The following is a 17,126-nucleotide window of genomic DNA, read 5'->3' as shown; positions in this document are numbered from 1 at the left end:
CGCTCCGGAGGAGCGGGAAGCACCGTGAAGGACCGGGAGGAGCCGGTGGACCGGTGGGAGCCGGAAGGTCCGGAGGACCGGGAGAAGAGCGGGAGGGACCCGAAGATCCGGGGACCGGAAGGGGGCCGGAAGATCAGGCGGCCCGGGAGATCGGGGGCCGGAAGGGGCCCGGGAGGCCGGGAGGAGGCCGGAAAGGCTAGAAGAAGCCGAGGGCCGAGGCTCCGCCGACGCCGCCGAGGAGCATGAAGGCGGGCATCAGGACCTTCAGCTCGACCCAGCTCCCGGCCCGGAAGCGCATCCCCTTCGGCGGGCCTATCGGGTACCAGCGCTTCCTGCCGACCGGGATCGGCCAGAGGACCGGGCAGCCGGAGACGGTCAGGGAGTCGCCGATGTCGTGGACGAGGGCGCCGAGCACGATCGGCAGGCCCAGCCACAGGTACTCCTGGCCCGGGCCGGTGAAGAACCAGTCGGAGCCGTTGCCGGGCTTGTCGAGGACGCCCGCGAGTATCCAGGCGCTGGTCGCGCCGAGCAGCCAGACCAGGACGTCGCTGGACATCCGGGCGGCCCGCCACAGCAGGCCCTCCACGGCGAGCACCAGATGGACGAAGAGGATGGCCAGGACCGCCCACCGGCCGCCGGTGACGGCCGCGAAGGAGGCGCCGCCGCCGATCAGGACCGCCCAGAGCCAGGTGTGGGTGAGGGTGCGGTGGCCGCCGGACCTGCGCGGGTCGGCGGAGGAGCGGGTCGCCTTGTAGACGGCGTACGACAGCTTGTCGACGATCTCGCACAGGCCCCGGGAGACGGGTCCGAAGGCGCGCGAGATGGTCGCCGACTTGTGGTCGAGGTCCGGGGCGAGGGCGGCGCCCGCGCAGATGAGCGCGCCGACGACGAGAACGGGCCAGGGCATCGGTCGGTCGTAGGCCGCCGCGAGCGCCCCGACCCCCAGCCAGGCCGCCGCTCCGGACAGTGAATGCGCCGGTCCCATCATGGTTGGCCCGCCCCGTCTCTCCCGCGCCGGTGTTCGGTTGACGACCGGTCGACGGAAGATCCTATCGTTCGTGATCTTCGTTCCGGTGGCCGGTTCCCTCATCCGGGCGGAATCCAGGCAAGATGGGGGCGTGACCCTTATCGATCAGCTTCCGCCGACAGCCGACCCCGACGCCCTCTTCGAGGCCTTCTCCTCCTGGGCCGAGGAGCAGGGCATCACGCTCTACCCGGCTCAGGAAGAAGCGCTGATCGAGGTCGTCTCCGGGGCCAACGTGATCCTGTCCACCCCCACCGGATCGGGGAAGTCCCTGGTCGCGGCGGGGGCGCACTTCACGGCGCTGGCGAAGGACCAGGTCACCTTCTACACCGCGCCGATCAAGGCCCTGGTGTCGGAGAAGTTCTTCGACCTGTGCAAGATCTTCGGCACCGAGAACGTCGGGATGCTGACCGGTGACGCCTCCGTGAACGCCGACGCGCCGGTGATCTGCTGCACGGCGGAGGTACTGGCCTCGATCGCGCTGCGGGACGGCAAGTACGCCGACATCGGCCAGGTCGTCATGGACGAGTTCCACTTCTACGCCGAGCAGGACCGCGGCTGGGCGTGGCAGATCCCGCTCCTGGAACTCCCCCAGGCTCAGTTCGTGCTGATGTCGGCGACCCTCGGCGACATGTCGATGTTCGAGAAGGACCTGACCCGGCGGACCGGGCGTCCGACCTCGGTGGTCCGCTCGGCGACCCGCCCGGTGCCGCTGTCGTACGAGTACCGGCTCACCCCGATCACGGACACCCTGACGGAGCTCCTGGAGACCAGGCAGGCGCCGGTCTACATCGTGCACTTCACCCAGGCGCAGGCCGTCGAGCGGGCGCAGTCGCTGATGAGCATCAACATGTGCACGCGCGAGGAGAAGGACAAGATCGCCGAGCTGATCGGCAACTTCCGCTTCACCACCAAGTTCGGCCAGAACCTTTCGCGTTATGTGCGTCACGGCATCGGCGTGCACCACGCGGGGATGCTGCCCAAGTACCGGCGGCTGGTCGAGAAGCTGGCGCAGGCGGGTCTCCTGAAGGTGATCTGCGGGACGGACACCCTGGGCGTCGGGGTGAACGTGCCGATCCGCACGGTGCTCTTCACGGCCCTCACCAAGTACGACGGCAACCGGGTGCGGACGCTGCGCGCCCGGGAGTTCCACCAGATCGCCGGGCGGGCGGGGCGGGCCGGTTTCGACACGGCGGGGTTCGTCGTGGCGCAGGCGCCCGAGCACGTCATCGAGAACGAGAAGGCCCTGGCGAAGGCGGGCGACGACCCGAAGAAGCGCCGCAAGGTGGTCCGCAAGAAGGCCCCGGAGGGTTTCGTCGCCTGGAGCGACACCACCTTCGAGAGGCTGATCGCGGCCGAGCCCGAGCCGCTGACCTCCCGTTTCAAGGTCACCAACATCATGCTGCTGTCGGTGATCGCACGGCCGGGGAACGCGTTCGAGGCGATGCGCAAGCTCCTGGAGGACAACCACGAGCCGCGCAAGGCGCAGTTGCGGCACATCCGCCGGGCCATCGCGATCTACCGCTCGCTGCTCGACGGCGGTGTGGTGGAGCAGCTGGCCGAGCCGGACGCGGAGGGCCGCACGATCCGGCTCACGGTCGACCTCCAGCAGGACTTCGCGCTCAACCAGCCGCTGTCCACGTTCGCGCTCGCCGCGTTCGACCTGCTGGACCCGGAGTCCCCCTCGTACGCCCTGGACATGGTGTCCGTGGTGGAGTCGACGCTGGACGATCCGCGCCAGATCCTCGCCGCCATGCAGAACAAGGCGCGCGGTGAGGCCGTGGGGCGGATGAAGGCGGACGGCGTCGAGTACGAGGAGCGGATGGAGCGGCTCCAGGAGATCTCGTACCCGAAGCCGCTGGAGGAGCTGCTCTGGCACGCGTACGACGTCTACCGGACGTCGCACCCGTGGGTCGGCGACCATCCCGTGTCGCCGAAGTCGGTCGTCCGTGACATGTACGAACGGGCGCTGACGTTCACCGAGTTCACCTCCTGGTACGAGCTGGCGCGGACCGAGGGCATCGTGCTGCGGTACCTCGCGGGCGCGTTCAAGGCGCTGGACCACACCATCCCGGACGATCTGAAGACCGAGGACCTGGAGGACCTGATCGCCTGGCTGGGCGAGATGGTGCGTCAGGTGGACTCCTCGCTGCTCGACGAGTGGGAGCAGCTGGCCAACCCGGAGGTGCAGACGGCCGAGGAGGCGCAGGAGAAGGCCGACCAGGTCAAGCCGGTCACCGCCAACGCCCGTGCCTTCCGGGTCCTGGTGCGCAACGCGATGTTCCGCCGGGTGGAGCTGGCCGCCCTCGACAACCTGTCGGCGCTCGGCGAGCTGGACGCGGAGTCGGGCTGGGACGCCGACGCGTGGGGCGAGGCGATGGACGCGTACTGGGACGAGTACGACGACCTCGGCACCGGCCCGGACGCGCGCGGGCCGAAGCTGCTGAACATCGAGGAGGACGCGGCGCACGGTCTGTGGCGCGTCCGGCAGACCTTCGCCGACCCGAACGGCGACCACGACTGGGGCATCAGCGCCGAGGTGGACCTCGCCGCCTCCGACGGGGAGGGCCGCGCGGTCCTGCGCGTGACGTCCGTCGGACAGCTGTAGGCCCGGGAACACCACCACCGAGAGCGTGAGGAGACGAAGGTGACCAATCCCGCCGAGAGGCTCGTCGACCTGCTCGACCTGGAGCGCATCGAGGTCGACATCTTCCGTGGGCGCAGTCCCCAGGAGTCCCTCCAGCGGGTCTTCGGCGGGCAGGTCGCCGGGCAGGCACTGGTGGCGGCGGGCCGGACCGTGGCGGAGGGACGGCCGGTGCACTCGCTGCACGCGTACTTCCTGCGGCCGGGCCGTCCGGGTGTGCCGATCGTGTACCAGGTGGAGCGGGTCAGGGACGGGCGTTCGTTCACGACCCGCCGGGTCACGGCCGTGCAGGAGGGCCGGACGATCTTCAATCTGACGGCCTCCTTCCACGCGCCGGAGGAGGCGGGCTTCGAGCACCAGCTGCCGCCCCGGCACGTGCCGGACCCGGAGACGCTGCCCACGGTCGCGGACGAGATCCGCGACCACCTCGGGGCGCTCCCCGAGGCCCTGGAGAGGATGGCCCGGCGGCAGCCCTTCGACATCAGGTACGTGGACCGGCTGCGCTGGACGCATGAGGAGGCCGAGGGCGCGGACCCGCGTTCGGCGGTGTGGATGCGGGCCGTGGGGCCGCTGGGCGACGACCCGCTGGTGCACACCTGCGCGCTGACGTACGCCTCGGACATGACGCTCCTGGACGCGGTGCGCATCCCGGTCGAGCCGTTGTGGGGTCCGCGCGGTTTCGACATGGCGTCGCTGGACCACGCGATGTGGTTCCACCGGCCGTTCCGGGCCGACGAGTGGTTCCTGTACGACCAGGAGTCGCCGATCGCCACGGGCGGCCGGGGGCTCGCCCGTGGCCGGATCTACGACCGTGCCGGACGGCTTCTGGTGTCCGTGGTCCAGGAGGGCCTGTTCCGCAAGCTGTGACCCGGGGGCGCCGCGCCTGCCGGGCCGGAGGCTCCGGACCTCTCCGCCGGTCTCGGCCGCCCCGTCGAAGAGGGCGCAACCGATGGCGTCCGTACGGGCGTCGGCGCCGTGGGCGAGTTCCCGCACCCCGGAGCCGTACACCTCACCGAAGAGCCCGACGCGGCGGGCGCCGAGCCGGGCCGCGAGGCGCCGCGCGACGGCGGGCAGGTCATGGGCGCGGACGGCCCGCCCGTACAGGTTGCGCGGGTCCTCCCGGAGGGCTAGGCCCTTGGCCCCGAAGGGCGGTCGAAATGCCGGGTGGTGGCCTCACCGGCCGTCGCCGGGGTCGCCGGGGTCGCCCTCCGGTTCGGTGCCGGGCAGCGGGTCCTGGGCCACCTCGTGGCGGCGGGTACGGATGCCGGGGGCCGGGGGATGGAGTTTGGCGTCGCAGGTCGGGCCGAGGCCGGTGCGACGGGAGCCCGCGCCGGTCAGCGGGCGGCCGCACAGCTTGCAGGACACCCGGCGCGGGGAGCGCCCGGTGCCGTCGGCGGAGTCGGCGGAGCCGCCCGTACCGGAGTCGGCCGGGTCGAGCGTGATTGCCAGTGGTTCGTCACCCATGCTGAGATCAAACCTCATCCCGACGAGGAGCAGTCCATGAGCCTGTACGACATTGCGCTGAAGACCCTGACCGGCGAACCGGTCTCGCTCGCCGACCACCTCGGCCGTGCGGTGCTGGTCGTGAACGTCGCCTCCCGGTGCGGTCTGACCCCGCAGTACGCCGGTCTCGAACGGCTGCAGAAGGAGTACGGCGAGCGCGGGCTCACCGTGCTCGGGGTGCCCTGCAACCAGTTCGGCGGCCAGGAACCCGGCACCCCCGAGGAGATCGGCACCTTCTGTTCGACGACGTACGGGGTGTCCTTCCCGCTCCTGGAGAAGACCGACGTCAACGGCCCGGACCGCCACCCGCTCTACGCGGAGCTGACCCGGACCGCCGACGCCGACGGCGAGGCCGGTGACGTCCAGTGGAACTTCGAGAAGTTCCTCGTCGGCCGGGACGGCCGGGTCACCCGCTTCCGCCCGCGCACCGAGCCCGACGCCCCCGAGCTGGTGGCCGCCGTCGAGGCGGCGCTCGCGGACTGAGCCCGCCCGCCCCGCGAGCGGCCCGGGATGATCGTTCCCGGGCCGCCCGGGGTAGGATGGGCGGGTTCGGCACACACGACCGAGGAGGTGGGACCCATCAGCACCACGCAGGCGGGAAGCTCCCCCACGGCGGCCGTTCCACCGGCCCGGTCGTAGCGGCCGCGGGAGCCTCCCTTCCCGGCTCCCCGGAAGGTCTCATGTCGCTCGACCCCTCGCTGTCCCTTCGTCCCTCCACCGTCTCCCGGCTCCGCGCGGCGGGCTGTGTGTTCGCCGAGGACGAGGCGGACGTCCTCCTCTCCACGGCGCGGGACGCCGACGAACTCGACGTCCTCGTCGCACGCCGCACCGCCGGGATCCCCCTCGAACACGTCGTCGGCTGGGCCGACTTCGCCGGGCTGCGCGTCGGCGTGGACCCCGGTGTCTTCGTGCCCCGGCGGCGGACCGAGTTCCTCGTCGAACGGGCCGTGGCGCTCGCCCCGCCCGGCGCCCTCTGCGTCGACCTGTGCTGCGGCTCCGGCGCGGCGGGCGCGGTCCTGCTCTCCGCCGTGCCCGGCGCGCGGGTGCACGCCTCCGACATCGCCCCCGCCGCGGTGCGCTGCGCCCGCCGGAACATCGAGCCGCGCGGCGGACGGGTCCACGAGGGCGACCTCTTCGCCCCGCTCCCCGCCGCGCTGCGGGGCCGGATCGAGATCCTCGTCGCCAACGTCCCGTACGTACCGACCGGCGAGGTCGGCCTGCTGCCGCCGGAGGCCCGGGAGCACGAACCGCTGGTCGCGCTGGACGGCGGCCCCGACGGGCTCGACGTGCTGCGCCGGGTCGCCGCCGAGGCGCCCCGGTGGCTGGCGCCCGGCGGACGGCTGCTGGTCGAGACCGGCGAACGGCAGGCCGCCCGTGCGACGGAGGCGGTGGCCGCGCACGGTCTGGAGCCCCGGATCGTCGGCTGCGAGGAGCGGTACGCGACCGTGCTCGTGGCGACCCGGAAGGGCTGACGGGAAGGGCTCGGGGCGGCCCCGGCGGACCGGTGAGAGGGAGCTCGGAGCGACCGGGACGGACTGGCGGGAGCGGGGCTCGGGGCCGTCGGCTCAGCGGCCGAAGGTGTCGATGCCCCCGACCAGCCAGCGGCCGTCGACGCGCACCATGTCCACGGCGAACATGGCGCCCGCGTACACCCCCTGGTCGAGGGCCTTCGACCCCTTCGAGCCGCTCTTGGCGCCCCGCGTCCCCGCCGTGCTGACGCTGCTCTGGTCGGCGTAGACCAGGACCCGGGCGCGGTCGCCGTCGATCCGCTCGACCGCGCTGTCGGTGACCACGGTGGTGATCACCGACTTCTGCTCGGCCGCCTTCGCCAGCACCGCGTCGAACAGGGCCCGGTGCTGGTCGACGGCCTTCCCGGTGAGGAGGGTCTCGCGGGCCCGCTCGAAGGGGGCCGGGCCTGCGTGGTCGTAGGAGAAGAGCGCGGCGACCGCCGCCGTGGTCTGCCCCTTGATCTCGCTGGTGCGCGCCAGGTCGGAGAGGGCCGTGTTGGCGCGCGCCGGATCGTCGCGCAGCGCGCCCGCCCTGCTGTGCGCCAGGCCCGCGAAACCGCCGAGGAGCAGGGTCAGGACGCACAGGACGACGAGCGGCACGAGGGAGCGGGGCGGCGTCCCGGCAGCCCGGTCACCGCGCTCCCCCGCGCCGTCCCCGGCCCCGGGCCTCCCGGCCGTCCGCTCCGGCTCCCCGGCCCGTACGGGCGTCGCCGCCGGGCGTGGCCGGGTGCGCGGGGCGGGCTCGGTGAGCAGGCCCGTGGAGGTGCGGGACCCGGCTCCCTCCGGAGCGGCGGGCGCGGGGGCCGACTGCTCGGCGAGGGCCTGTCGGCGGCGCTGGCGGTTGAGGTGGTGACGGGGCGTCGGCATCGTGCGGTGTCCTTTCGGGTGCGGGTGGCTCCTGGGGGTACGGCCCCGGTCAGCCGGTCGACGTACCGCCCACGGGGGCCTGCCCCAGGCCGCTGAGCTTCCACTGGCCGTCGGCGCGGGTGAGCTCGCCCAACATGCGGCTGTCCTTGTCGGTGCTCTTGGAGTCGGGGGTGGTGACCGTGACCCGCAGGGCGACGAGCACCCGGGCGCGCCCGGCCCGGTCGTCCAGCTCGGTGACCGCGCCGGAGAGCACCCGGGCGGTGGTCACCGTCCTGGCGGTCTTCACCTGGTCGGTGAACTCCGCCCGCCCCTCGACGAGTTGCTTGTGCAGTTCGCCGGTCGTGGAGGACTCCCAGAGGTCGATCCCCCGGTCGACCTCGCGGTGGTCGAGCGTGTTGAGGTTCTGCACGGCCTGCTCGCCCGCCGCGAGGGCGCGGTCGCGCTGCTCGGCGTACGCGGCGGACCCGTCGTGGGCCGCCGCGTACCAGTCCCGGCCCGCCCAGGCCGCGAAGGCGCCCGCGACGAGGGTGAGCACGAGGGCCACGGCGAGGGCGGGGCGGATGCCCGCCGGGGTGCGGACCGCGCGTGTCATGGGGTGCTCCCGTCTCCCGCTGATGGTCAGCGGGTCTTGATGTCGACGATCTGCCACCGGTCTCCCCCGAACCTGGCGGTGACGGTGAGCTGGGCCGCGGCGGAGGTGGCCGCGCCCTTGTCCCGCCGCGAGGTCTGGTCGAGGAACACGAGGAGACGCGCGCTGTCCCCGTCGAGTTCGATCACTCCGGTGCGGACGGTCTGGGTGCTGAGGGTGATGCGCTGCTCCACCAGGCTGGCCCTGACCTGGGCGAACAGCTCGTCGTACTGACGGGCCGCGCGCCCGGCCAGCAGGTGGTCGGCGGAGCGTTCGGCGGCGTCGGTGCGGTCGGGGGTGTACGAGAAGACCCGGGCGAGGCCCTCGCCGACGTCGCCGCCGACCCGGGCGGTGGCCCCGGCGTCGGTGAGCGCGAGGTTCCGCGCGGACGGGGTGGACCGGAGCTGGTCGGCGGCGTGGAAGAACCAGCCGCCGCCGAGGAGCAGGGCGGTGACGGCGACGGCGACGAGGGCGCCGGACCGGCCGACGCGGCGGGAGCCTTCGCGGCCGGGGCGCTCTTCGTCCGTGTCGTCGGACGCGCTCTCGTCGGTGCTCTCCGGCGCGGCCTCGGCGGTGGTGCCGGGCGCGGCTTCGTCCGTGTTCTTCCGTACGGCCCCGGTCGTCGCCTCGGCGGTGGTCTCGGCCGTGGTCTCCGGTGCTGCTCCGGGCGCGGGCTCGTCCGTGGGTTCCGTTCCGGTCGTGGTGGTCCCGGTCTTCGTGTCCTTCAGCAGTCGTGTCACCGCTCCCCGCCCTCCTCGGCCCCGGCGACCGGTACCGCGCTCAGTGCCGCGACCTTCCAGGTGTTCTCGCCCGTCCGGGTCAGGACGGCCTCAAGCCGCTTGCGGTCGCTGGTCGGCTTGCTGGTCCCGCGAGGTGTGACCTCCACCTGTACGGTCGCGATGAGCTTCGCCGTACCGGCCCTGGTGTCGAGCGCGGTGAGTGCCGCCTCGGTCACCGTGGCGCGCGCCGAGGCGCCCACCGCCGGTCGCGTGGCGCCCAGTTCGGTGCGGAGCGGCCCGGTGGACGCCTCGCGCCAGGCGCGGATGCCGGCCGCCGCGTGCTCGCGGGTCGAGGCGTCCAGGGTGTTCAGGACGGTGAGTCGGTCGCGGCCCTCGGCGAGTGCGGTGTCCCGTTCGCGGCCGAAGGCGAGTTCCTCGTCGCTCCGGGCCTGGGCGTAGGTCCAGGCTCCGGTTCCGCAGAAGCCCAGGGCGACGACGAGGGCGCAGGTGCCGAGGACGCGTGCCCGCCTCATCGGGTGCTCCCGGTGTCCAGGCCGAGGAGACCGGCCATGCCGGTGGGGGCGGAGGACTGGCCGGGCAGTGCGAGCGCGCCGGGGAGCGCCGCGCCCCGGCCCGCCGTGCCGCCGCGCGCGGTGCCCGAGGGCAGCGAGCCGGGCTTGGCCGGGGTGGGCACGGGGCCGCCCTCGGGCGCCTGGCCCGAGCCCCGTACGTTGACGCCGGACGCCGCCCGGCCCGTGCAGGAGGCGCGGGTGTTGAGGGCGGGCGCGGTGCCGAGGTCGAGTCCGTTGCGGTAGCGCGTACCGCCGTATCCCGAGGTGCAGGGCAGCGGCTTGAAGAAGGTGACGGCCATGCCGACGTGGAGGCGTCCGTTGTCGACGGCGGTGGCTCCGGCCGAGACGGCGGCGGGGAACTTCACGAGCAGTTCCTCCATGCCTCGCTGCCGGGTGACGGTCAGCTCCGAGGTGGTGAGGAGGTTGGCGAGGACGACGCTCAGGCTGGGGTCGAGGTCGCGCAGGAGTCCGCTGACCTGGCCCGTGGCGTCGGGGGCGACGGCGAGGAGGCGGCGCAGGTCGGCGTCGGAGCCCTTGAGGGTGACGGCGAGGTCGCGGGCGCCGGTGGCGAAGTCGCGGATGGCGCGGCTCTCCTCCGCCTGGGTGCGCAGGACGACCTCGCCGTCGTTGATGAGCCGGATGCTGGACGGCAGGGACTTGTCGGCGGCCTCGACGAAGCCGCTGCCGTTGTCCAGGAGGACCTGGAGGTCGTCGCCGTGGCCCTCGAAGGCCTTGCCGAACTCGTCGACGACCGTGCGCAGGGAGTCCAGCGGGACGGAGCCCGCGAGGTCGTTCATGCTGGCGAGGACGTCGGTGACGGGGGCCGGTACCTGGGTGTCGGTCTGTTCGATGCGGGCGCCGTCGGCGAGGTAGGGGGCGCCGTCGCTCTCGGGCCGCAGGTCGATGTACTGCTCGCCGACGGCGGAGAGTCCGGCGACCACGGCCCGCGCGTCGGAGGGGATGCGGGGGGCGGACTTCTTGATGCGCAGTTCGGCCACGACACCGTCGGCGGTGAGGTCGATGGCGCCGACACGGCCCACGGAGACGCCCCGGTAGGTGACGTCGGAGTGGGTGAACAGGCCGCCGGTGCGGGCGAGGTGGACACGGACGGTGTAGTGGTCGGCGACGCCCGCGTACCGGCCGAGGTCGGCGTAGCGGACGCCGACGAAGCCGAGCACGAGGACGGCGATGACCAGGAAGGCGAGGTTCTTCAGGCGTACGGTGCGGGTGATCACCGGCGGTCTCCTCCGTCCTTGGGTGCGCTGGTCCGGCCGGACGGGGCCGTCGTCACCGGCGGCAGCGGCAGGTCCGGGTCGCGGTGACGGGCCGCGCCCTCCGCGCCCGGATCGGGCTCCGGTTCGGGCTCCGGTTCCGGTTCCGTCGGGGCCGGTGTCGGGGGCTTCGGGGCGTCGTCCCGGGGGATCAGCGGGGGGATGATCTCGGTGCCGGGGGTGGCGGCAAGGTGCAGATAGGTGTTGAGGTAGTCGCCCTTGACGCCCTTCAGCACCTCGTCGGTGAAGGGGTAGGTGAGGAGTGCCTGGAGTGATTCGGGCAGGTCGGCACCGGCGTCCGCGAGGGCCTTCAGGGTGGGCGCGAGGGCCTTGAGGTCGGCGACCATGTCCTTCTTGCTCGCGTCGATGGTGCTGACGGCGACCCCGGACAGGGTGTCGAGGGCGCGCAGCATGGTCAGCAGGGAACCCCGCTGGTTCTCCAGGGTCTTCAGACCGGGCGAGAGGCCGGTGAGGACGGTGTCGACGTCCTTCTTGCGTCCGGCGAGGGTGGCGGAGAGCCGGTTGAGGCCGTCGAGGGCGCGGGTGATGTCGCCCCGGTTGGCGTCCAGGGTGGTGACGAGCGTGTTCACCCGGCCGAGCAGGGAGCGCATCTCGGGTTCGCGTCCGCCGAGCGCCGCGTTGAGTTCGCGGGTGATGGTCTTGAGCTGGTTGACGCCGCCGCCGTTGAGGAGCAGGGACAGCGCGCCGAAGACCTCTTCGACCTCCGTGTTGCGGCTGGTGCGGGCGAGGGGGATGACGCTGCCGTCGGTGAGGCGGGTGCCGTCGTCCTTCGGCGGGGCGACGAGCTGGACGTACTTCTCGCCGAGGAGGCTGGACTGCTCCAGGCGGACGCCCGCGCCCGCGGGCAGCCGGACGTCACCGTTGATCTTCAGGGTGACGCGGGCGGTCCAGGTGCCGGAGGCGGAGCCGTTGCCGAGTTCGATGGCGGTGACGCGTCCGACGGCGACGTCGTTGACCTTGACCGCGGACTGCGGGACGAGGCTGAGGACGTCGTCGAGTTCGGCGGTGACGGTGTACGGGTGGGGGCCGAGGTCGGCGCCGCCGGGCAGCGGGAGGTCCTCGATGCCGTCGAAGCGGACGGGGTTCGCGGGGACCGCTCCGACGAGGACGGCGAGGCCGAGGCCGAGGGCGACGACGGCGACGGCGCCCGCGCCGAGGGCCTTCCCCGAGGGTGTGCTGGGGCCTTTCACCGGTCCACCCTTCCGCTGCTGTCGGAGGAGGCTCCGGAGACCGGCAGCGGGAGGAGCGGGCCGCCCGAGCTGATCTCGTTGAGGTTGGCGCGGCCGTCCAGGGTGCGGGTGTCCTTGTCGTAGGCGTTGATGAGGTTGCCCGCCGCGAGGGGGGCGACGTCGAGGGCCTCGGCGAGGGAGGCGCGCTGGTCGACGAGGGTCTGGGTGAGGGGCACGAGCCGGTCGACGTTCTTCTTGAGTTCGCCCCGGTTGTCCTTGATGAACTGTTTGACCTGGGCGAGGGCCTTGCCGAGTTCCTTGAGGGCGGCGGCGAGGTCGTCCTTGTTCTCGGCGAAGTAGCCGACGACCTCGTCCAGGCGTTCCTGTGCGGTGCGGACGTCGCCGTCCTTCTCCTTGAGCATGGTGGTGAAGGTCTGGAGCTGGCCGAGGGTGGTGAACAGCTGCTCGCTGCTGCCGTCGAGGGTCTTGGCCGCCTTGCCGAACTCCTCGATGGAGGTGCCGATGGCGGCGCCGTTGCCCTTGAGGTTGCGGGCGCCGGTGTCGAGGAGTCCGGAGAGGGCGCCGGTGGAGTTGGCGCCGTCGGGGCCGAGGGCCTTGCCGAGTTCGGTGATGGAGGCGTACAGCTGGTCGATCTCGACGGGGGTGCGGTTGCGGGAGGCGGGCAGTTCGGCGCCGTCGGCGAGGGCGGGGCCGCTGCTCCAGGCGGGGGTGAGCTGGACGTAGCGGTCGGCGACGATGCTGGGGGCGACGACGAGGGCGCGGGCGTCCGCGGCGACGCGGATGCCCTCGTCGAGGCGGAGTTCGACGCGGACGCGGGTGCCCCGCGGTTCGACGGACTCGACCTCGCCGACCCGTACGCCGAGGACCCGGAGGTCCGATCCGGCGTAGATGCCGACGGCGCGGTCGAACCAGGCGGTGACGCGGGTGCCGTCGGACTCCAGGACGCGGACGGCGACGAGGCCGCAGGCGGCGAGGACGGCGAGGGCGAGACCGGCGACGAGGGGTTTTCTGGCTGTGGTCATCGTGCGGCACTCCCCTGGGCCGTCGTCTTCGGTTTCGGCGGCAGGCATCCGGTCGCGGGCTGCGAGGTCTCGGGCAGGTAGTTGCGGGGCACCACACCGCACAGGTAGCTGTCGAACCAGCGTCCGTTGCCGAGGGTGTTGCCGACGAGCCGGTAGTAGGGGCCGATGAGGGCGAGCGTCTTGTCGAGCTGGCCGCTGTTCTTCTCCAGGACGCCGGTGACGCGGCTGAGGGCCTTCAGGGTGGGGCCGAGCTGCCGGTCGTTGTCGCTGACGAGTCCGCCGAGTTCGGTGCCCAGCGCCCTGCTGCCCTTGAGGAGGGCGCGGATGGCGTCCCGGCGCTTCTGGAGTTCGCCGAGGAGCGAGCCGCCGTCCTCGATGAGCGTCTCGAAGCTGGACTTCTTGTCCTGGAGGGTCTTGGTGAACCGCTTGCTGTTCTCCAGGAGCCGGGCGAGTTCGGTGTCGCGCTTGGAGACGGACCTCGACAGTTCGGAGAGGCCGGTGGCGGCGTTGCGGACGTGCGGCGGGGAGTTCTTGAAGGTGTCGGAGATGGTCTCGAAGCTCTCGGCGAGCTTCTTGGTGTCGATGGCGTCGACGGTGCCGCTGAGGTCCTGGAACGCCTGTGTCACGTCGTACGGGGAGGTGGTGCGGGACTGCGGGATGCGGGTGCCGGGGTCCTGCCTGGCGGAGCCCAGCGGGTCCACGGCCAGGTACTTCTCGCCGAGGAGGGTCTTGATGGCGATGGCGGCGGTCGACTTGTCGCCGATCCAGGCGTCGCCGACCTCGAAGGTCACCTTGACCTTGGCGCCGTCGAGGGCGATCCCGGTGATCTTGCCGACCTTGACCCCGGCGATGCGGACCTCGTCGCCGGTGTCGAGTCCGGCGGCTTCGGTGAAGTCGGCGCTGTAGGCGGTGTCACCGCCTACGAGGGGCAGTTTCCCGACGTTGTACGCGAGGGCGGCGAGGAGCGCGAGGAGGACGAGCCCGACGACGGCGACGGCGACGGGGCTGCGTTCCTTGGCCGGCTTGAACCGGGGGACGGGACTCATCGGCCGCACCTCGCCTCGGTGACGGTGATGCCGGTCGGCGGCTTGGAGCCGTCGGAGGTTCCCACGCCGCTCACGCGTGCCTCGCAGAGGTAGAGGTTGAACCACGATCCGTACGAGGACAGGCGGGCGAGGGCCGTCATCTTGGCGGGGGTGTTGGCGAGGAACGCCTCCAGCCGGGCCGAGTGGTCGCCGAGGGTGCCGGAGAGGCGGCCCAGTTCGCGGATGTCCTTCTTCAGGGGGGCGCGGCTCTCCTGGAAGAGTCCGGCGGTCGTGGTGGTGAGGTCGCCGATGGCCTGCACCGCCTGGCCGAGGGGCTTGCGGTCGGTGTTGAAGCCGGTGACGAGTTTCTGGAGGGTGACGACGAGGTCCCCGAAGGCGTCCTCGCGGCTGTTGAAGGTGGTGAGGACGGTGTTGAGGTGGGTGACGACCTCTCCGATGACCTTGTCCTTGGCGGCGACGGTCTTGGAGAGGGAGCCGATGTGCTTGAGGAGGCTGTCGACGGTGCCGCTCTCGCCCTGGAGGACCTGGACGAGGGAGCCGGCGAGGTCGTTGACGTCGGCGGGCGAGAGCCCTTCGAACAGTGGCTTGAAACCGTTGAACAGCAGGGTCAGGTCGAGGGCGGGGGTGGTGCGGTCGAGCGGGATGGTCTCCCCGGCGGCGAGGGTGCCGCCGAGGTCGCCGCTGCCCTGGCCGAGGGACACGTACCGCTGGCCGACCATGTTGAGGTACTTGACGGCGGCGGTGGCCGAGCGGGGCAGGGTGCGGTCCTCGCGGACCGTGAAGGTGACCTGGGCGGTGCGGCGTTCGACGACGCGGACGTCGCTGACCTCGCCGACCTTGACCCCGGCGATGCGCACGGAGTCGCCCTTGACGAGCCCGGTGACGTCGGTGAACAGCGCCTTGTACGAGCGGGTGGCGGAGCCGACCCCGGTGTTGGCGATGCTGAAGCCGAGGACGGTGGTGGCCAGGGCGGTGACCAGGACGAACGCGAGGGACTTGAGGACGGTCCCGGTGAGGCCGCGCCGCCGGGTGTGGGAGGGCGGGGTCGTCATCGCAGGGTCACCTCCGCACCGCGGAACGCGGGTCCGGCCAGCAGGCTGCTCCAGTCCGGCAGTTCGCGGGGCTGCTTCTTCGCGGCGGGCGCGAGGAGTTCGTTGACGAGGTCGTTCTCCTGCGCGGAGTTGGCGGGTCCCAGGTTCTGGTCGGCCGCGGCGGAGGCCCGTGCGGCGGGGGCGGCGGGGACTCCGAGGTAGGGCACGGGGTAGCAGTCGGGGCCGCCGCCGGAGGTGTAGGACGGCTTGTCGCGGCCGGGGACGTACGCGCCGCGCGAGGGCACGGTGGTGACCTCGACGTGCAGTCCGGGCCGGTCGGTGCCCTTGCCGAGCGCCTTGTCCATGGCGGGGACGAACTGGGCCAGGGTGCGCAGGGTGCAGGGGAACGCCGGGGAGTACTCGGCGAGCAGCTCCAGGGTGGGCCTGCTGGTGGCGCTGAGCCGGATGATGTTGTTCTTGTTCTGCCGGAGGAAGGCCGTCAGGTCCTCGGAGGTCCGGGTGGTGGCGCCGAGGGTGGCGCCGAGGGCGGCCTCCTGTTCGGCGAGGGTGCCGCTGGTGGTGGTGAAGTCGGTGAGCGCCGTGACGATGTCGGGGGCGGCGTCCGCGTAGATGTGGCTGACCTTCACGAGTTCTTTCAGGTCGCGGGTGAGGGCGGGCAGATGGGGGTTGAAGCGGGTCAGGTGGGCGTCGAGCCGGTCGAGGGTCTCGCCCAGCTCGTCGCCGCGTCCTTCGAGGGCCTGGGAGACGGCCGACAGGGTCGCGGAGAGCTTCTGCGGCTGGACGGCGGTCAGCAGGGGCAGGACGTTGTCGAGGACCTGCTGGAGTTCGACGGCGTTGCTGGAGCGGTCCTCGGGGATGACGGCTCCGGGGCCCAGGGTCCCCGCCGAGGCGGCGCCGGGCGGGACGAGGGCGACGAAGCGTTCGCCGAAGAGGGTGGTGGGGAGCATCTGGGCGCGGACGTCGGAGGGGACGTGGCGCAGGGTCCCGGGCTTCATGGCGAGGGTGAGCCGGGCTCCGCCGTCGATGGCGTCGATGGCGCGGACCTCGCCGATGACGACGCCTCTGAGCTTCACCTCGGCGCCGAGGTGCATCTCGTTGCCGATGCTGCCGGTCTCGACGGTGATCGGGTCGGAGTCGGTGAACTTCTTGTCGTAGACGGCGACCGCGAGCCAGGCGAGGAGGGCGGGCACCAGGAGGAAGACGATGCCCGCGGAGCGGCGGCGCAGGGTCTCGGTACGTGAGTCGCTCATGTCACCCCGCCACCTTCACGGTCGTGGTCGCGCCCCAGAGGGCCAGCGAAAGGAAGAAGTCGGTGACGCTGATCAGCACGATGGCGTTGCGCACGGAGCGGCCGACGGCGATGCCGACTCCGGCGGGCCCGCCGGAGGCGCGGAAGCCGTAGTAGCAGTGGGCGATGATCACCATCACGCTGAAGATCAGCACTTTGAGCACCGAGAGCAGGACGTCCGTCGGTGACAGGAAGAGGTTGAAGTAGTGGTCGTACGTGCCCTGGGACTGGCCGTTGAAGAGGACGGTGATGTAGCGGGAGGCCAGGTAGGAGGAGAGCAGCCCGATCGCGTAGAGGGGGACGATGGCGACGACGCCCGCGATGATGCGGGTGGTGACCAGGTACGGCATGGAGCGGATGCCCATGCCCTCCAGGGCGTCGACCTCCTCGTTGATGCGCATGGCGCCGAGCTGGGCGGTGAATCCGGCGCCGACCGTCGCGGACAGGGCGAGTCCGGCGACGAGGGGGGCGATCTCACGGGTGTTGAAGTAGGCGGAGACGAAGCCGGTGAAGGCGGCGGTGCCGATCTGTTCCAGGGCCGCGTAGCCCTGGAGCCCGACGACGGTTCCGGTGAAGAGCGTCATCGCGATCATGACGCCGATGGTGCCGCCGATGACGCCGAGGCCGCCGGAGCCGAACGCCACCTCGGCGAGCAGCCGTTGCACCTCCTTGAGGTACCGGCGCAGGGTCCTGGGTATCCAGAGCAGGGCCCGGACGTAGAAGAGGAGCTGGTCTCCGGAGCGGTCGAGCCAGACGAAGGGGGAGGCCATC

General features: G+C 72.2%; 17 protein-coding genes and 1 pseudogene. 4 read left to right on the top strand and 14 right to left on the bottom strand.

Annotated features, from left to right (window positions below; all coding sequences use genetic code 11):
• Positions 1 to 196 precede the first annotated feature (196 nt).
• Positions 197 to 988 (bottom strand): metal-dependent hydrolase, encoded by a 792-nt coding sequence (locus ACIO92_RS25365; protein WP_351783750.1) that lies wholly within the window; start codon positions 986 to 988, stop codon positions 197 to 199.
• A gap of 70 nt (positions 989 to 1,058) precedes the next feature.
• On the opposite strand from ACIO92_RS25365, the gene ACIO92_RS25360 reads away from it, so the two are divergent.
• A complete protein-coding gene (locus tag ACIO92_RS25360; protein ID WP_402058904.1) occupies positions 1,059 to 3,632 on the top strand; it encodes a DEAD/DEAH box helicase in 2,574 nt (857 codons plus the stop codon).
• A gap of 39 nt (positions 3,633 to 3,671) precedes the next feature.
• Complete coding sequence (locus tag ACIO92_RS25355) at positions 3,672 to 4,535, top strand: acyl-CoA thioesterase II (RefSeq protein ID WP_366442635.1); 864 nt, start codon at positions 3,672 to 3,674, stop codon at positions 4,533 to 4,535.
• Positions 4,536 to 4,556: 21 nt separating this feature from the next.
• Here ACIO92_RS25355 and ACIO92_RS25350 read toward each other — a convergent pair.
• Together ACIO92_RS25350 and ACIO92_RS25345 are read right to left on the bottom strand one after the other, a co-directional pair.
• Positions 4,557 to 4,814 (bottom strand): annotated as a pseudogene (locus tag ACIO92_RS25350) (RNA ligase (ATP)); the annotation flags it as partial.
• Between the two features lie 27 nt (positions 4,815 to 4,841).
• On the bottom strand, positions 4,842 to 5,132 hold the full coding sequence (locus ACIO92_RS25345; protein WP_402058902.1) for a DUF6011 domain-containing protein: 291 nt from the start codon (positions 5,130 to 5,132) through the stop codon (positions 4,842 to 4,844).
• Between the two features lie 36 nt (positions 5,133 to 5,168).
• Here ACIO92_RS25345 and ACIO92_RS25340 point away from each other — a divergent pair, with 36 nt between their 5' ends.
• Entirely contained in the window at positions 5,169 to 5,654 is a 486-nt protein-coding gene (locus ACIO92_RS25340) for a glutathione peroxidase (RefSeq protein WP_366442637.1), read from the top strand.
• A 197-nt stretch (positions 5,655 to 5,851) separates the two neighbouring features.
• Complete coding sequence (locus ACIO92_RS25335; RefSeq protein WP_401238802.1) at positions 5,852 to 6,643, top strand: putative protein N(5)-glutamine methyltransferase; 792 nt, start codon at positions 5,852 to 5,854, stop codon at positions 6,641 to 6,643.
• Positions 6,644 to 6,736: 93 nt separating this feature from the next.
• Here the strand turns inward: ACIO92_RS25335 and ACIO92_RS25330 are convergent, their stop codons facing one another.
• From ACIO92_RS25330 to ACIO92_RS25280, 11 genes are read right to left on the bottom strand one after another with little or no spacing between them, the layout of a single operon-like run.
• The gene (locus tag ACIO92_RS25330; protein WP_401238799.1) at positions 6,737 to 7,546 is read right to left on the bottom strand and encodes a hypothetical protein; all 810 of its coding nucleotides are present in this window, start codon (positions 7,544 to 7,546) and stop codon (positions 6,737 to 6,739) included.
• Positions 7,547 to 7,595: 49 nt separating this feature from the next.
• Positions 7,596 to 8,138: a nuclear transport factor 2 family protein gene (locus ACIO92_RS25325; RefSeq protein ID WP_366442640.1), complete on the bottom strand. Its 543-nt coding sequence runs from the start codon at positions 8,136 to 8,138 to the stop codon at positions 7,596 to 7,598.
• Positions 8,139 to 8,164: 26 nt separating this feature from the next.
• The gene (locus ACIO92_RS25320) at positions 8,165 to 8,914 is read right to left on the bottom strand and encodes a hypothetical protein (RefSeq protein WP_402282952.1); all 750 of its coding nucleotides are present in this window, start codon (positions 8,912 to 8,914) and stop codon (positions 8,165 to 8,167) included.
• Entirely contained in the window at positions 8,911 to 9,426 is a 516-nt protein-coding gene (locus ACIO92_RS25315; RefSeq protein WP_366442642.1) for a hypothetical protein, read from the bottom strand. Before ACIO92_RS25315 ends, ACIO92_RS25320 begins: the two co-directional genes overlap by 4 nt.
• Entirely contained in the window at positions 9,423 to 10,700 is a 1,278-nt protein-coding gene (locus tag ACIO92_RS25310; RefSeq protein ID WP_366442643.1) for an MlaD family protein, read from the bottom strand. Before ACIO92_RS25310 ends, ACIO92_RS25315 begins: the two co-directional genes overlap by 4 nt.
• Positions 10,697 to 11,947: an MCE family protein gene (locus tag ACIO92_RS25305; protein WP_366442644.1), complete on the bottom strand. Its 1,251-nt coding sequence runs from the start codon at positions 11,945 to 11,947 to the stop codon at positions 10,697 to 10,699. The genes ACIO92_RS25310 and ACIO92_RS25305 overlap by 4 nt, the downstream gene beginning before the upstream one ends.
• A complete protein-coding gene (locus ACIO92_RS25300) occupies positions 11,944 to 12,969 on the bottom strand; it encodes an MCE family protein (RefSeq protein ID WP_366442645.1) in 1,026 nt (341 codons plus the stop codon). Before ACIO92_RS25300 ends, ACIO92_RS25305 begins: the two co-directional genes overlap by 4 nt.
• Positions 12,966 to 14,015, bottom strand: a complete 1,050-nt coding sequence (locus tag ACIO92_RS25295) for an MCE family protein (protein ID WP_366442646.1) — start codon at positions 14,013 to 14,015, stop codon at positions 12,966 to 12,968. The genes ACIO92_RS25300 and ACIO92_RS25295 overlap by 4 nt, the downstream gene beginning before the upstream one ends.
• Positions 14,012 to 15,067: an MlaD family protein gene (locus ACIO92_RS25290; RefSeq protein ID WP_366442647.1), complete on the bottom strand. Its 1,056-nt coding sequence runs from the start codon at positions 15,065 to 15,067 to the stop codon at positions 14,012 to 14,014. The genes ACIO92_RS25295 and ACIO92_RS25290 overlap by 4 nt, the downstream gene beginning before the upstream one ends.
• Entirely contained in the window at positions 15,064 to 16,317 is a 1,254-nt protein-coding gene (locus ACIO92_RS25285) for an MCE family protein (RefSeq protein WP_401238788.1), read from the bottom strand. Before ACIO92_RS25285 ends, ACIO92_RS25290 begins: the two co-directional genes overlap by 4 nt.
• A 1-nt stretch (position 16,318) precedes the next feature.
• Positions 16,319 to 17,125 (bottom strand): ABC transporter permease, encoded by an 807-nt coding sequence (locus ACIO92_RS25280; protein WP_351783715.1) that lies wholly within the window; start codon positions 17,123 to 17,125, stop codon positions 16,319 to 16,321.
• Between the last annotated feature and the right edge of the window lies 1 nt (position 17,126).

The organism is Streptomyces sp. NPDC087215 (genome assembly GCF_044744885.1).
Taxonomy (GTDB): domain Bacteria; phylum Actinomycetota; class Actinomycetes; order Streptomycetales; family Streptomycetaceae; genus Streptomyces.
The sequence above is the reverse complement of the archived record's forward strand: the minus strand, read 5'-3'. Positions and strand labels throughout refer to the sequence as shown.